The sequence below is a fragment of the Mycolicibacterium sp. HS_4_1 genome (assembly GCF_054515875.1).
In genome coordinates, this window is the sequence record NZ_CM137261.1 from 4,040,270 (window position 1) to 4,055,861 (window position 15,592).

At 67.1% G+C, this 15,592-nt stretch carries 12 protein-coding genes; 7 read left to right on the forward strand and 5 right to left on the reverse strand.

Going from position 1 to position 15,592, the window contains the following annotated elements; translation table 11 throughout:
* Entirely contained in the window at positions 1 to 1,473 is a 1,473-nt protein-coding gene (locus ACX12F_RS19510; protein ID WP_459366132.1) for an acetyl-CoA acetyltransferase, read from the reverse strand.
* A gap of 231 nt (positions 1,474 to 1,704) precedes the next feature.
* On the opposite strand from ACX12F_RS19510, the gene ACX12F_RS19515 reads away from it, so the two are divergent.
* The 5 genes from ACX12F_RS19515 (at position 1,705) to ACX12F_RS19535 (ending at position 7,771) form a co-directional block, all read left to right on the forward strand.
* On the forward strand, positions 1,705 to 2,808 hold the full coding sequence (locus ACX12F_RS19515) for an acyl-CoA dehydrogenase family protein (protein ID WP_459366133.1): 1,104 nt from the start codon (positions 1,705 to 1,707) through the stop codon (positions 2,806 to 2,808).
* Between the two features lies 1 nt (position 2,809).
* On the forward strand, positions 2,810 to 4,003 hold the full coding sequence (locus ACX12F_RS19520) for an acyl-CoA dehydrogenase family protein (RefSeq protein WP_459366134.1): 1,194 nt from the start codon (positions 2,810 to 2,812) through the stop codon (positions 4,001 to 4,003).
* A 5-nt stretch (positions 4,004 to 4,008) separates the two neighbouring features.
* Positions 4,009 to 6,408 (forward strand): CaiB/BaiF CoA-transferase family protein, encoded by a 2,400-nt coding sequence (locus ACX12F_RS19525; protein ID WP_459366135.1) that lies wholly within the window; start codon positions 4,009 to 4,011, stop codon positions 6,406 to 6,408.
* A gap of 12 nt (positions 6,409 to 6,420) precedes the next feature.
* The gene (locus ACX12F_RS19530; protein WP_459366136.1) at positions 6,421 to 7,338 is read left to right on the forward strand and encodes a LysR family transcriptional regulator; all 918 of its coding nucleotides are present in this window, start codon (positions 6,421 to 6,423) and stop codon (positions 7,336 to 7,338) included.
* A gap of 94 nt (positions 7,339 to 7,432) precedes the next feature.
* The gene (locus ACX12F_RS19535) at positions 7,433 to 7,771 is read left to right on the forward strand and encodes an MmcQ/YjbR family DNA-binding protein (protein WP_459366137.1); all 339 of its coding nucleotides are present in this window, start codon (positions 7,433 to 7,435) and stop codon (positions 7,769 to 7,771) included.
* A gap of 3 nt (positions 7,772 to 7,774) precedes the next feature.
* Here ACX12F_RS19535 and ACX12F_RS19540 read toward each other — a convergent pair whose 3' ends face one another.
* The 3 genes from ACX12F_RS19540 to ACX12F_RS19550 are packed head-to-tail and all read right to left on the reverse strand — an operon-like array spanning position 7,775 to position 11,410.
* Positions 7,775 to 9,247 carry a flavin-containing monooxygenase gene (locus ACX12F_RS19540; protein ID WP_459366138.1) on the reverse strand — a complete coding sequence of 491 codons (1,473 nt, stop codon included), beginning with the start codon at positions 9,245 to 9,247 and terminating at the stop codon, positions 7,775 to 7,777.
* 55 nt (positions 9,248 to 9,302) lie between these two features.
* Complete coding sequence (locus ACX12F_RS19545) at positions 9,303 to 10,259, reverse strand: alpha/beta fold hydrolase (protein ID WP_459366139.1); 957 nt, start codon at positions 10,257 to 10,259, stop codon at positions 9,303 to 9,305.
* A 59-nt stretch (positions 10,260 to 10,318) separates the two neighbouring features.
* The gene (locus ACX12F_RS19550; RefSeq protein ID WP_459366140.1) at positions 10,319 to 11,410 is read right to left on the reverse strand and encodes an NAD(P)-dependent alcohol dehydrogenase; all 1,092 of its coding nucleotides are present in this window, start codon (positions 11,408 to 11,410) and stop codon (positions 10,319 to 10,321) included.
* Between the two features lie 44 nt (positions 11,411 to 11,454).
* Between ACX12F_RS19550 and ACX12F_RS19555 the strand changes: the two genes are divergently transcribed.
* Positions 11,455 to 12,426: an NADPH:quinone oxidoreductase family protein gene (locus ACX12F_RS19555; RefSeq protein WP_459366141.1), complete on the forward strand. Its 972-nt coding sequence runs from the start codon at positions 11,455 to 11,457 to the stop codon at positions 12,424 to 12,426.
* On the opposite strand, the gene ACX12F_RS19560 is transcribed toward ACX12F_RS19555, so the two are convergent.
* Complete coding sequence (locus tag ACX12F_RS19560) at positions 12,413 to 14,062, reverse strand: CocE/NonD family hydrolase (protein ID WP_459366142.1); 1,650 nt, start codon at positions 14,060 to 14,062, stop codon at positions 12,413 to 12,415. The two genes, ACX12F_RS19555 and ACX12F_RS19560, sit on opposite strands and share 14 nt — an antisense overlap.
* Before the next feature lie 86 nt (positions 14,063 to 14,148).
* Between ACX12F_RS19560 and ACX12F_RS19565 the strand changes: the two genes are divergently transcribed.
* Positions 14,149 to 15,558 (forward strand): alkaline phosphatase family protein, encoded by a 1,410-nt coding sequence (locus ACX12F_RS19565; RefSeq protein ID WP_459366143.1) that lies wholly within the window; start codon positions 14,149 to 14,151, stop codon positions 15,556 to 15,558.
* Positions 15,559 to 15,592 lie beyond the last annotated feature (34 nt).

A 15,592-nucleotide genomic window follows, 5' to 3' on the forward strand; every position in this document is an offset into this window, starting at 1 on the left:
TTACTCCAGCCCGGCGGTGCCGTCCGGCTTGACCGTCACGGCGGCGCCGGCGAGGTCCTCACGGGTGCTGGCCTCGGCCTGCGACGCATCGGTGATGACGGCCAGCGCGCGGCCGCCACTCGGGGTGCGGACGGCGACGAACACCTTCTCGGGCGCGCCCTCGCGCGTCACCGGCGTCGTCCACGTTTCGATGGTCCCGGTACCTGACCAGTCGGCCTCTGCCATCACCGTCGGCTCCGCATCGACCTCCGATTGCACGTCCTCCCAACGGAATTCGCGCGCAGGCGGCTCGGTGCTGTAAACGCCGAAGCTGTGCTTGGTAAGGTACCCGCCATTGGCGGTGATGAGCCCGACCTGGCCCGGATTGGCGACGAGCCGTTCGGCCATGGTGGCGATGGAATGCGAGACGTAGTTGTTCCACGGCCCGCCGGCAAAGGTCAGACCGCCGGTCACGGTCAGCGGACGTGCCGGATCGTCGAGCGCCAGGCCAAGCTCGCCGGCCGCCACCTGCACCGCCGACGGGAAGCACGAGTACACGTCCACCGCGTCGATGTCGTCGATGCCGAGCCCGGCCAGTTCCAGCGCCCGACGGCCCGCGATGCGAATAGCCGGTGATCCCGAGAAACTCGCGCGCTCCCCGATCAGATAGGTGTCATGAGCGTCAGTGCCGGCGTGCGGGAACACCCAGCGGTCCTTCGGTATCTGCAGTTCCTCGGCCTTGCCCACGGAAGTGAGGACCAGAGCCGCCCCTTGGTCGACCATGTTGTTGGAGTTCATCAGCTTGGTGTACGGCCAGCTGATCATCCGGTTGGCCGGGCCGGCCTGCCAGATCTCTTCCGCGGAAACCGCGTCCCGGCTCCAAGCATGCGGATTGCCTTGGGCCACTTGGCTGAACCGCGACCACAGCTCGCCGATCCGGCGGCGATGCTCGTCTGGGGCCTCCCCCGCGGCGATCCGCAGGGCCTGCTCGAACATGGGGTACACGTGCGACGGCGCCACCAGCCCGATCCGCAGTTCGGCGGGGCCGGCCATGGTGAACTCCGGGTCGCTAGGTGCCGGCGGGACGGACTCGGGCTGCTCGGTGCCGGTCAGTCGCTCGCCGCGGGTCTTCAGGCGGGTGCGGGTACGCCAGGTTTCGCCACCGGCGATCAGCACCACGTCGGTGCGGCCCTGCTGGATGTCCAGGCAGGCCTGGTTCACCAGCGACTGCGGAATGTTGCCACCGACCGGGGTGTACCGCGTGACAGCGTTTGGTGCGCCGATGCGCTGAGCCAGCAGCAGACCGGGATCCCGGTAGCGCACCGACAGCAGGTTGACGATCCGGACGGCGTCGACCGCCTCGAGCACGCGCGGATCCGCGGCGGCACGGGCCGCCGCCTCCATCAGGTCGACCGGCTCACTACCCGGGTTCTCGTCGTGCTGGTTGACCTGGCCATAGCCGACGAGCACCGGGGTTTTGGGATCAAGTGACACTGATACTTCCTCTTCTGCCGCCGGACCTTCTCCGGGATATATCCACCATGGCGGCATCCGGGCGGCGCTGTAAACGACCAGCCCGGAAACCCACACATGAGCGTTCGGGACATCGAGTGGCCGTCCGGTGTCGCAGATGTCCCCAACGGAAACGTACAGGTGTCGCACAATGCGATTTACAGGGCGGCGGCGACGACATTGCATAGACCAGACATGCAGAAGGGTGAACACATGACGATGAGCGTGGCCGAACGCGCCGAACTCGCCGCGGCCGTGAAAGACCTGCTCAGTGAACATTGCACCGAAGCCGATGTCCGCCGCGTCATGCGCACTGACGAGGGGTTCGATCGCGATCTCTGGCACAAACTGGCCGCCCAGGGCGTGGCAGGGTTGATCGTCGACCCCGAATACGGCGGCGTGGGGTTGGGCGCGCAGGAGTTGGAGGCTGTCGCCGAGGTGACCGGCGCAGCCTTGCTGCCGGCCCCGTTCCTATCGAGTGCAGTCTTCACCACAGCACTGATTCAGGCCGCCGGCAGTGACGACGACAAGGCGCGACTCCTGCCTGGGTTGGCCGACGGGTCCTCGATCGGAACCGTGGCGACCACCGGGCCCCGTGGCACGTGGGCGCCCGATGGTGTCGCGGTGCAGGCGGTCCAGCACGCTGCGGAATACCGGCTCACCGGCAGCGCGCATTACGTGCTGGACGGGCAGATTGCCGATGTTGTCATCGTCGTCGCAAAGGCAGATGACGGCATCGCGCTCTTCGAAGTTGCCGCCGATGCAGCCGGATTCGACCGGACCGCCGCAACGGCTTTCGATCCCACGGTCCGCCTGTCGACCTATGTCTTCAGTCAAACTCCGGCACGTCGCATCGGCAGGGGCGGTTGGGCCTCCGTCGAACACGCCTTGTCACTTGCGGTCATTGCGCTCGCCGGGGAGCAGGTCGGCGGCACTCGCCGGCTGTTCGACATCACCGTCGAATACCTCAAGACCCGTATCCAATTCGGCCGGCCCATCGGCAGCTTCCAGTCGATCAAGCACACGGCGGCCGACCTGCTGCTCGAAGTCGAATCCGCCACCTCGGCCGCGCAGTACGCCGCCGCGCAATTCGATGCCGACCCGGCGGGCGCCGACGGTCCCGTCGCGCTTGCCGGATTCGCTTGCGCGGAGGCCTATCACACCACAGCCATGCAATCGATCCAGATGCACGGCGGCATCGGCTTCACCTGGGAGCACCCCGCCCACCTGTTCCTGCGCCGGGCGCGCACCGGCCGTCAACTGTTCGGCAGCTCTCGTGATCATCGTGAGCGCTACCTCGCCTCGAAGGGTGCCTGACATGACTCTCACCGCACCAACGTCCGACACCCTGCGCAGCGAGGTGCGTGACTGGCTCGCGCAGAACTGGACCGCACTGCCGCCATCGGACGATCCCTGGGTCAGTTCTCCCGAGGAAATCGCCTGGCGGGAAAAGGTTCTGGATGCCGGCTACGCCGTACCCACATACCCGGCCGAATGGTTCGGGCGCGGCTACCCGAGCAAGTTGGCAGCCGTCATCCACCAGGAGTTTCGCGCCGTCAAGGCGCCCGGCGCCTGCCAGGACAAGCACAACATCCCGGCCAATACGCTGTTCACGTTCGGGTCTGACGAGCTGAAACACGAACTGCTGCGCGACTTTCTGACCGGAGCGGCTCGCACCTGCCTGCTCTACAGCGAGCCCGGCGCCGGATCCGACCTGGCCGGGGTGAGCACCACCGCGGTGCGCGACGGTAACCGCTGGGTGGTCAACGGCCAGAAGGTGTGGACCTCGGGCGCGGCGACATCCGAGTACGGTCTGCTGATCGCGCGCACCGACTGGGATGTGCCCAAGCACAAGGGCATGAGTTACTTCATCATCCCGATGCGCCAGCCCGGCATCGAGGTGCGGCCACTGGTCCAGATCACCGGCGAGGCGCACTTCAACGAGGTTTTCATCTCTGACGCGACGGTGCGGCACGCCAATCTCATCGGCGGAGAGGGCAACGGCTGGCGCGTTCTGCAGACCGCTCTCGCTTACGAACGCTCCATCATGGGCGACGGCGGCCGCGGGTCACGCAACAAGTCCAAGGCCGACAGCCTGGTCGAACTGGCACGGGAACACGGCTGCCTCGATGACGCCGCCCTGCGGGAGAAGCTGGCGAACGTCCTGGCACTTCGGGAACTCAACCGGCTCAACAACCTTCGCGCCAAAGCGGCCACCAGCCAGGGCACGTCGAGTTCGATCATGTCGCTGGGCAAACTCGCGATGTCGCGAATCCTGCATTCCGAGGCGGCGTTGAAGACCGAAATCATCGGCACCGAATCGCTGTTGGCGGGCCCCGACAATCCTGAGGCCGACGACGTCAACTTCCTGTCCCTCAACGCGTTCTTCACCTCGATCGGCGGCGGCACCGACCAGATTCAGCGCACCATCATCGGCGAACGCGTACTGGGACTGGCGAAGGAACCCGAACCCGACCGAGACATCCCGTTCCGGCAGGCGCGACGCAGTTGACCAACATGCCCTACGACCCACCGCTGTCGGGGATCGAGATTGTCGATCTGACCGCCGGACCCATCACAGCCGTCGGCCGGTTGCTGGCCGATCTCGGCGCCCACGTGACGTCAGTTCATCTGGCCGGCGTGACCGCGGCAGACACCACCGGACCGTGCATCGATGGGGTGCCCATCGGCACCGCCATCAACCGTCACGGCATCCCCACGATCGAGATCGATCCATCGACACCGGCCGGACAGCAGTCATGGGCGGAGCTGTTGGCGACCGCGGACGTCCTCATCGAGAACACGCGTCCCGGGTCGGCGGCCGAAGAGTCGTTGTCGGTCAAGCAGATCCATGCCGACCATCCGTCCTTGGTCATCCTGTCCATCAGCGACTTCGGGCGCGACACACGCTATCGCGCCTGGCAGGCCACCACGCCCGTGCTGCACGCGTTGACCAGCGAGCTGTCCCGCTCGGGCATCCCGGGACAGGCACCGCTGGTGCCGCCGAGCGCGGACCTGCCCTATCACGTCGCCGCAGCCCAGGCCGCCTTCTTCACACTCTGCGTGTTTCTGGACCGATTGCACACGGGCACAGGCGATCTCATCGATTTCTCGGTAATCGAAGGAGCAATGCAGACCCTCGACCCGCCCTTCGGTACGGCGGGCAGCGCCGCCGCCGGGGTACCGATCAGCGAACAGAAACGGGACTGGATCGCCGAGCAGCAGCGCTACCCGATCATCAAATGCAAGGACGGCCACGTCCGCATCTGTGTCCTAGCAAAGCGCCAGTGGCAGGGCATGTTCGAATGGATGGGGCGCCCAGAAGAATTCGCCGATCCGAAATTCAACAGTCTCCGCGAGCGTTTCGCATCCGCGACTTTGCTCGGGGCCATCGAGCAGTTCTGTTCCGACAAGACCCGCGCGGAACTGGAACTCGCCGGCCAACGGCACGGTGTGCCGACGGCGGCGGTACTGAGCCTGGCCGAGTCGCTGTCCACGGAACAGGTTGCAGCGCGCGGCTTCTTCCGCGAGACAGAGCTCTCCCCTGGTCTGAGCGCACCGGTACCGGTCGGCGTGGTCGAGATCGACGGGCACCGGGCCAGCAGCCTGACCGCCCGCAGTTTGACCAGCGGCGCGCCGTCGTACCACCCCCTTCGTGACGCACCCACACTCACCGCGCGCGGCCGCGCCGGCCTGGGCCTGCCCCTGGAGGGGCTACGCGTGCTGGACCTCGGCGTCATCGTCGTCGGCAGTGACACCGGTCGTCTGTTCGCCGATCTCGGCGCGGACGTGGTCAAAATCGAGAATTCTGCCTTTCCGGACGGGCTGCGGATCAGCCTCACCCGCATGACACAGGCCTACGCCGCCGGCCACCGGAACAAGCGGTCGATCGGCATCGACCTGCGGTCCGACGAAGGCCGGGCGTTGGCGCACCGACTGGTCGCGCAGTCCGACCTCGTCTTGAGCAACTTCAAACCCGGCGTGGCGGCAGCACTCGGCATGGACTTCGCCACGCTGCAGCAGATCAATCCGGCCATCGTGGTCGTCGACAGCTCGGCGTACGGACCCACCGGGCCGTGGGCCAAACGACTCGGCTACGGACCGTTGGTCCGCGCCGCAGCAGGCTTCACCAAGTTGTGGACGTACCCTGACGATCCGGATGCCTTCTGCGACACCGTCACCGTGTACCCCGATCACGTGGCTGCGCGCATCGGCGCGCTGAGTGCGCTTGCGCTGCTGCTGCGCCGCGAACGTAGCGGCGGCGGTGGCGCGGCGAGCATTGCCCAGGCCGAAGTGATGCTCAGTCACCTCGCCGACGACATCGCCGGCGAGGTGCTGACAAGGCGTGGTCATGTTCCCGACGACCAGCCGGCCCACGACGCGCCATGGGGCCTGTTTCCGGGCGCGAGTGACGACACCTGGATCGCCGTGACGGTCCGCGATGACGCCGACTGGTCAGCCCTGTGCGCGGTGATCGACCGGCCCGACCTCGGCGCCGATGCCGAGCTGGGATCGCGCGTCGGGCGAGACCGCCAGCGCGCACGGATCGATGAGGCACTGCGCACATGGACCTCTCAGCGCACCCCGGTGGACGCGATGACGCAGCTACAGGCCGCGGGCGTGCCTGCCGGGGCCGTGCTGCACGCCGTCGAGGTCCCCACCTGGGATTACTACGTGGAGCGCCGCGCGTTCCGCGAGGAACTGCATCCACACGGCACGGCACCGTTCATGATGGAGAACGTGCAAATCCATGCTGACCTCATCCCGGATCCCCCGCTGGGCCAGGCGCCGCTCCTCGGCGAGCAGACGCGCGAGATCGCGGCCGAACTGCTCGGGCTGGACGACGACACGATCGACGACCTCATTGCCCGCGGCGTCCTGGAAGTACCTGCGGCAGCAGCACATTCGGGACGGTAGCCGACACCCGCAATGGAAATCGACTTCACCCGGCTTCGCTACTTCGTCGCTGTCGCAGAAGAACTGCACTTCAAACGCGCCGCCGACCGGCTGATGATCACCCCACCGCCGCTGAGCAAGCAGATCAAGCTGCTGGAGCGCGAGCTCGGTGGGGAGCTGTTCGAGCGGACGTACCACGAGGTCCGCCTGACGCCACTGGGCGCGCAGCTGCTGGAACCGGCACGCGACATCCTGCGCCGGGTCGAAGACCTGAAGGCGAGCGCGTCACGAATCACGCAGGTGGTCAATCCCATTCGTATCGGGGCGACCGCGTATGCACCATCGGATTTCCTGTCCAGGTTCGAACAGGCAGTGGCCGGCCTGGCGGTGCCCACCGAGTACAGCATGCCCGGGTCGGCGGCGGAGGTCATCGCCAAACTGGTCTCCGGGCACGTCGACCTCGGCCTGATCCACCTGCCGTCCGCGGACAAACGCATACGCCATCGCGTAGTGGCCACTTATCCCGGCGCGGCGGCGGTGCGGTTCGACGATCCGTTGGCGGCCAACGACATCATCGCCATCGAGGATCTGCGGGACCGCGACGTCGTGATCGACTTCGCGCGGCCCAATCCTGTGGTGCTGGCGCAGATGGCGCGCGGACTCAACGAACGTGGCGTCACGCGCATCGTGCGAGCCGTCAGTCAGCTGGGCGGCGAGCTGGAGATGGCCAGCCAGGTGTTCAATCGCTATCTCGTCGCGCTGGTCAGCTACGCGCCGGCATCGACGCTCGGCCGCATCTTCTCGCCGCCCGAATTCAAGCTGATCCCGATCGATGAAAGCACGTGGGCGCCGGCCAGAATCGCGCTGGCCTGGGCGCCGGACCGGCTGGCCAACCCCGCCGAAGTCGAAGCGGTCGTCGAGCAGCTCGCCACCCGCCTCGCCGAGCTCTGATCGGTCCTGCTCTCATCGCTACGTGTCGGCGCCCAGCGGTAGGCTGCCTCGGCAGACAAGCTCCACCTCGAAACCCCCCGGAAGGTTCGGTACCGTGCTCGACGCCGATGACGTGCGCCGCATCGCGCTGTCCCTCCCAGAGACCACCGAGAAGGAGCGTTGGGGCCATCCGACGTTCGACGTCGCGCGCAAGATGTTCGTCACCGTGCCCGATGATGAGACCTCTTTTGCGGTGCGCTGCCCCAGGTTTGACCGCGAAGAGCTGATCGCTGCCGAACCGCACAAATTCTGGGTACCTCGACACGAGGCGGCGTCGTCGTGGGTGCGGGTTCGGCTGGAGGCCCTCGACGACGCGCAGGAACTGACCGACATTCTCACCGACTCCTGGCGACTGGCGGCCCCGGCCAGACTCATTGAGCAAGAAGGATCGTGAAAGTCAGACTCGCTGCGCCGCCCGGCCGAAGACCATGGACTCTTCGATGCGGTCGAAGCGGTGGTCGATGACGTCGAGCACGTAGTTGTGCCGCACATGCCACGGGCGGTGGGTACCGGACTTGGGCAGCGCGTGCGGGTTGCGGTTGATGTAGCCGGCATCGAGGTCGAACGTCTTCTTCTCATCCATCGGGACGTCACCCAGATGCGGGTACGCATGGGTGTACCCGTGAGTGTCCATGTACTCCACCAGCTTTGCGAAGGCGCGGGCCGTCATGTCGGCGCGCAGCGTCCACGACGCGTTCGTGTAGCCCAGGCACCACGCCATGTTCGGCACGTCCTCGAGCAGGAACTCCTTGTAGACGTACCGGTCGGACGGTGTGATCGGGACACCGTCGACAGCCAACGAGATGCCGCCGAGGGCCTGCAACTCCAGCCCCGTCGCGGTCACGATGATGTCGGCATCAACGCGCGCACCGGATTTCAGCACGATGCCGGTGGCGTCGACGTGGGAGATGTGGTCGGTGACGACCTCGGCGCGGCCGTCACCGATGGCGGTGAAGATATCCCGGTCGAGCACCGCACAGAGGCGCTGATCCCACGGGTCGTACTTCGGGTTGAAGTGCACGTCCACCGGATAACCGGCGGGCAGCGCGGCCATGGCCCGACTGCGGATGAGGCGCCGCCCGCCCTTCGGGAATTTGCGGAGCAGGTTGTAGCTGAGCACCCCGATGAGGACGTTGCGGAACCACACGACCCGGTGGGCGATCCTGCGCGGCAACAGCTTCCGGATCAGGCTGACCATCGGGTCGATCTGCCATTGGGACATCAGGTAGGTGGGCGACCGCTGCAGCATGGTCACCTTCGCCGCGGTCTTGGCCATGGCCGGGACCAGACTGATGGCGGTCGCTCCACTGCCGATCACCACCACCTTCTTGCCGGCGTAATCGAGTGACTCCGGCCAGAACTGCGGATGCACGACATCGCCGGTGAAGGTGTCGATGCCGGGGAAATCCGGGGTGTACCCCTGGTCGTAGTTGTAGTAGCCGGTGCCGCAGAACAGGAACCGGGCGCGGTAGGTCTTGGCTTCACCGTTCTGCGCGGTCTGTACCGTCCACGTGTCGGTCGCCGAATCCCAATCGGCCGACAGCACATGGGTGTTGAAGGTGATGTGGCGGTCGATGCCGTGGGTGTGCGCCGCGGTGGTGAGGTACTCGCGGATGTGGTCGCCGTCGGCGATGTTCTCCGGCCTGGTCCACGGCTGATACGGGAAGCTCAGCGTGAAGATGTCGCTGTCCGAACGGATTCCCGGGTAGCGGAACAAGTCCCAAGTGCCGCCGATGCGTGCCCGCCGCTCCAGGACCGCGTAGGTGGTCTGAGGGCTGCGTTGGCGCAGCCGGTATGCGGCCCCGATGCCGGAAATGCCGGCACCGATGATCAGCACGTCGAAAAATTCGCCGCCGTCGCTACCCGTCATGAATCTCCCTTGATCTGATCCGGTACCGCCGGTTCCACCTTAGGACATCGGGGCCCTAGGCAGTCGAGCTGTGGGCCGACCCGGCGAGCAGCGCCCGCAAATGCTGATTGACCTGTTCGGGGCGCTCGAGGTTCGCGCAGTGCCCACCGCCCAGCTCGACGAACGACCAGAGATTGGGGACGCTGCTGGCGATCCGCCGCGACGCCGCGATGGGCAGGAGCCGGTCCTTGGTGCTGCCGATGACCAGTGTGGGAACCGTCAGGTTGTCGAGGCTGATGTGGTGCGCATCGAGGTTGTCCACCAGAGCGTTGACCCATCCGCTGCGGCCGGCGGCGGAGGTGCCCATGAACAGTTCATAGACGTAGTCGGCAACCGCCGGATCGGCGTCGCGCCCGACCGCGATCATCGCCACGAACTGGCGGGCCGCCTTGCGCGAACCCGGCACCAGCGGCGCCCCGCCGAAGGTCTTCAGGATGCGGCCGGCGGCGTAGGCGCGAGACTTCGCGAGTGAGTTCGGCACCTGCGCCAGCTGAACCAGCTTGAGCAGATCCCCGGTGGTGGTGTTGATCAGGGCGACGGCATGTGCGCATTCGGTGACGCGTCGCGGATAGCGCTGCGCCCAGGACGTGATCGCGATACCGCCCATCGAGTGGCCGGCGATGACGGCCCGCTCTCCCGGCTTGAGCGTCGCCGTCAACACCGAGTCCAGGTCGGCCGCGAGAAAGTCCAGGTTGTATTTGTGGCGGCCCTTTGGCGCACCGCTCTGCCCGTGCCCGCGGTGGTCGTAGGCAATGACCCGGTAGTCGGTCGCCAGGTCGGCGATCTGGTTGCCCCATACTCCGATGGCGCAGGTGATGCCGTGTGCGAAGACGATCGGCCGGCCATGTTCGGGGCCGAAAACCTCGGTGTGCAGCCGGGTGCCGTCGACGGCCTCGATTTCCATGGAACGGCCTGGTGGCAGCGCCGCGGGACGCCCGGGTTTGACCAGCTGGGATTGACTGAAGGCGGTCATACTGCTCCGTTCGGGTTCGGCGACGTTGCCGGCGGGACATCCCGTACCAGCGAGCCTACCTAAATAACCAGCACAGGTTTGACGGCAAAACCGGCCGTGGCGTCCGCCCAGGCGTCGGCGAAGCGGTCGAACTGGTAAGTCCGTACCAGTTTGTCGACTGGGAGTTCACCCCGCAGGACATGCGCGGCCAGCCGCGGGATGAAGGTGTGCGGCTCACTGTCGCCTTCGATGACACCTTGTACCCGCAGCCCGTTGGCCAGGATCAGTCCGACGGGCAGCTCCGCGGTCAGCGCTCCCAGCCCGACGAGCGCGAGGCTGCCACACTTGCGCAGCAGCGCCAGCGCGGTGCCGATGACGTGGCCGCGCGCGGTGGTGTCGACGGCGAGCGTGGCCCCGCCGCCGGTGAGTTCCATGACTTCGGCCGACAGGTTCTCCGAAGCGGAGTCGACGGCCCCGGTGGCACCCAATTCGATTGCCAGCGAACGCCGTTCGGCGATCGGGTCGACGGCGATGATCGTGCGGCACCCGGCAATGCGCGCACCCATCACAGCCGAGAGGCCCACTGCACCGGCACCCCACACCACCAGGACGTCATCGGGCCCCGCCGACAAGGTGTTCAGCACCGCTCCGACGCCGGTCTGCACGCTGCAGGCCAGGGGGGCCGCCAGCTGTGCGTCGATGCCGTCCGGCAGGACCACGACGTTGGACGTGTTGGCCAGCGCATGGGTGGCGAAGCTGGACTGGCCGAAGAATCCGCCGCGAACCGGCTGACCCTCCAGCCGCAGGGCACTCGTGTCGTCACCACGGTCGCCCGCCATGTTGAGGCGGGTCGCGTTGTCGCAGTAGGCGGGCGTGTCGGATGAGCATGCGGCGCATTGCGAGCAGCTCGCGAAGGTCAGGACGACCTGCCGGCCGACGTCGATGCGGGCGTCCGGGCCGGTGGCCAGGACGGTGCCGGCGCCCTCGTGACCGAACACCATGGGTAGTCGCTTCTCCGGCCAGCGCGCCGCCGTACTGATGTCGGTATGGCAGATGCCGACCGCATCGATGCCGACCAGCACCTCGTTGCCCTGTGGCTCACGAATCTGGACGTCGGTCAGTTCAGGGGCCGAACCCGGGCGAAGCAACACCGCGGCACGTGCGTCGATCATGCCGGGATGTTAGATGGTGGCATCCCGACGGAATTGAGGAGACCATGCGCGCCATTCAGATCGCCCGGTTGGACGGCCCGTCAGCAGCCGAACTGAACGAGATTCCCGAACCCGACGGCAGTGGCGCCGTGGTGATCGAGGTGCACGCCGCGGGTGTCGCCTTCCCCGACGCGCTGCAGTCCCGCGGCCTCTATCAGCACAAGCCCGAGTTGCCGTACACCCCGGGCGCCGAGCTCGCAGGTGTCGTGCGCAGCGCACCCGCCGGAGCGCACGTGGTGGCCGGAGACCGGGTGGCCGCTCTGACCATGCTGTCCGGTGCGATGGCCGAAGTCGTTGCGCTACCGGCCGATCGGGTCTTCAAGCTGCCCGACACGGTGTCATTCGAGGCCGGCGCCGGCCTGCTGTTCAACGACCTGACGGTGCACTGCGCGCTGCGCACCCGTGGCCGCCTGGCCCCTGGCGAGACAGTGCTGGTGCACGGTGCTGCCGGCGGCATCGGCACGTCGACGCTGCGACTGGCGCCGGCGTTCGGTGCGGCCCGCACCATCGCGGTGGTGAGCTCACAGGATAAGGCCGAAATCGCCCGTGCCGCAGGCGCTTCCGATGTCGTTCTGGCCGACGGCTTCAAAGACGCGGTGCGCGAGTTGACAGCCGGCCGGGGCGTCGACCTGATCCTCGATCCGGTGGGTGGCGATCGGTTCACCGACTCCCTCCGGTCACTGGCACCGGCTGGCCGACTGCTGGTTGTGGGGTTCACCGGCGGGGATATCCCGACGGTGAAGGTGAACCGGCTGCTGCTCAACAACGTCGATGCGGTGGGTGTCGGCTGGGGCGCGTGGGCCATGACCCACCCGGGCTACCTCGCCGAGCAGTGGAAGGAGCTGGAGCCGCTGCTGGCGTCGGGTGCGATCATCCCGCCGGTGCCCGAGGTCTACCCGCTCGAGCGGGCCGCGGACGCCATCGCGTCGCTGGAAAACCGCACTGCGAAAGGCAAAGTGGTGGTCACGGTGCGCTGACCGGCAGCACCAGCCGGGATTGCCCACCGTCGCCGTGCGCAACGGTGTGCACGGACGGCACCAGCCGGGTGGCGGTGGCCAGCGGATCGCCGGTCCCGAGATTTCGGGCGAACCGTGGGAAACAGCCACCGGCGATCAGCAGCCGGATCCGGTGGCCGGCGACGAATCGGTAGGCCGTCGCGTCGAGCTCCAGGCGCAGCAGCGCCTCGGGGGTGTCGGCCGCGGTGAGCCGCAGGTATCCGTCGGTGACATTTGTCGAATGTCCATCGGGCGCAACGTCGCTGATCCGAACGAACACATCGGAGTGCGGGTTGTCGGTGCGGTGGTCCAGTTCGACGTGGGGCGTTCCGATGACGTCGAGATCCGCGGGCAGCACGGGGCTGGTGAAGGACAGGACATCCGAGCGCTCGGCCAGCTCGGTGTCGTCGATGTAGCCCGACTTTCCGGAAACCAGAAGGCGTCCACCGACGCTCGGTGTGGGGTCGGCCGGGTCGTAGACAAATGTCGAGGGTGCGCCGCTGTTCGGCGGGGTCTCGGCCAGCGCCCCTCCAGGGTGCAGGTGCCACACCGTTTCGGTGACCGGCGGCGGCCACTCCTGCATGTCGAGCCAGTCACCGCCGGCGACGCAGATCCGCACCGGAGCCGCGGCGCGGCGCGCCCCCTCCAACCACAGCACGGATTCTTTGATGGCTTCGGTGCCGCCCGACCCGTGAGTCCATGGCCCCACGGTGAGCGCCACCTCGACGCCGCGGGCCCGCAGCCGCCGGTACTGCTCGAGAGTCTGATCCACGAACACGTCCTGCCATCCGGTGATCAGCAGTACCGGGCCGCGCAGGTTGTCGAGTGCGGCCGCCACACCGTTCTCTGCCCAGTACGGCGACGACGGATCGGGCTGTTCGAGCCACGCGTTGAACCACGGGGTGCGTCCGCCCAGCAGTTCGGCTGCCGCCGGATCGAGCGGCAGCGTCTCCAGAACCGGCTTCAGGGTTCGCGGCGTCGCCATGCCGCGAAGCATCTGACGGATCCAGCCGCCACGATGCTGCCAAGCCACTTGATAGCTCCAGCCCAGGAAGTCGCCTAGCGCGAATGATCCTGTGCTCCACACCGAATGGCCGAAATCGTGCGGCGCCATGGTGATCACCGAAGTGGTCAGGTCGGCAGGCTGGTCGACCAGGAGCGCCAGCTGGGTGAAACCCAGGTAGGAAGCGCCGACCGTGGCGAATTCCCCCGTGTACCAGGGCTGTTCACGCAGCCACTCGACGGTGTCGGCACCGTCGTCGACCTCATGGCGCCCCGGCTCGAAGGCTCCGTCGGACCCGAAGGTGCCGCGGGTGCTCTGCAGTATGACGTGAAAACCCTGCCCGGCGTATAGCCCGGCGAACACGCGGTTGGGCAGGCCGTCACGGCCGTACGGCCCCCGCATCAACAATGTGCCGGCCGGTTTCCGGGTCCGCGGCGCGTAGTGATCGGCCAACAGCAGCGCACCGTCACGCATCGGCACCGGCAGCGACCGTTCCACCCGGAAACTCTTGGCTCGCGGCAGACCCAAGCGGCGGGTCAGTGCGCGGGCACCGAGCCACGCCAGGGTGTCGCGTCGCACGTCGCACTCTCCTCGTCCGATGGGGCCTGGGACCATTTTCCACGGCAGCGGCACATCCACAGCAATTCAGGGCCGGAACTGTGATCTGATCGACGGGGCAGAAAGCCCACGGAGGGACGGACATGGGCGGACCGATGTTGACGCGGCGACGCTTCCTTGGCAGCTCCGCGCTGGCCGCGGCGTTCGGCGCCATGCCGAGCAACGTGCAACAGGCCCTCGCCGAGCCGGTGGCGCCGCAACCGATCGAGCACGTCGTGCTGCTGATGCAGGAGAACCGCTCGTTCGACCACTATTTCGGCACCATGGCCGGCGTCCGCGGGTTCGGGGATCCCAACGCAGCCACTCTTGCGGGCGGCGCCAGCGTGTTTCAGCAACCCGACCCGGAGAACCCCGATGGCTACACCTTGCCGTTCCACCTGGACAGTGCGACCAACAGCGTGCAAAAGATCCCGTCCACCTCACACGCCTGGTCGGTCCAGCACGAAGCATTGGCCGGCGGCCGCATGGACGGCTGGTTGCCCGCGCACCGCAAGGCCGACGGTGCAAACGGCCCGTACGTCATGGGGTACTACCAGCGCGAGGACATCCCGTTCCACTTCGCCCTGGCAGATGCCTTCACAGTGTGCGACGCGTATCACAGCTCGGTGCTCGGGCCCACCTGGCCGAACCGGATGATGTGGATGACCGGCACCATCGACCCCGCCGGCCTCGGCGGCGGACCGATCATCAAGAACGTCACGCCCGGCGGCGGCTACACCTGGACCACCTACGCCGAGCGGCTTGAAGCCGCCGGAGTCAGTTGGAAGGTCTACAACGAGAGCGACGACTATGGGCTGAACCTCCTCGAGCAGTTCGCCCAATATCGGCAAGCGCCACAGGATTCACCGTTGTACCGCAAGGGAATTGCAAAGTCACCGCCCGGATCGTTCGAATCGGATGCCCGCGCCGGCCGCCTGCCTGCGGTGTCATGGATCATTCCGGGCGCAGCCGAATGTGAGCACCCCGACTACCGTCCCGCCGACGGCGCCAAGTTCATCGCCGACCGCATCAACGCCATCGCAGCCAATCCCGAGGCATGGGCCAAGACGGTCTTCATCCTCAATTACGACGAGAACGACGGCCTGTTCGACCATGTCATCCCGCCGCTGCCGGCAGCCGGAACGCCGGACGAATTCGTGCGCGGCCAGCCGATCGGCGGCGGCTACCGGGTGCCGTGCATCATCGTCTCGCCGTGGACCGCGGGCGGCTGGGTTGCCGGAGAGACGTTCGACCACACCTCGACCCTGCGGTTCCTGGAGTGGTTCACCGGTGTGCGCGAACCCAACATCTCCGCGTGGCGGCGCCGGACGTTCGGCGACCTGAGGTCGGCGCTGCGTCTCAACCAGTCAGCCGGGCAACCCGTGGTGTTTCCCGGTGTGGACCAGGAAGTGTTGCGCGCCAACACTTCCGACCAGCTCCCGCCGCCGGTGGTGCCACCGGCACCGCAGAGCCGACCCGTGCAACTGCCTGGCGCCAAACCGCGGGTGAGCTAGCAATTTGGGCACGATTATTCGCGGCGTGCGCGGA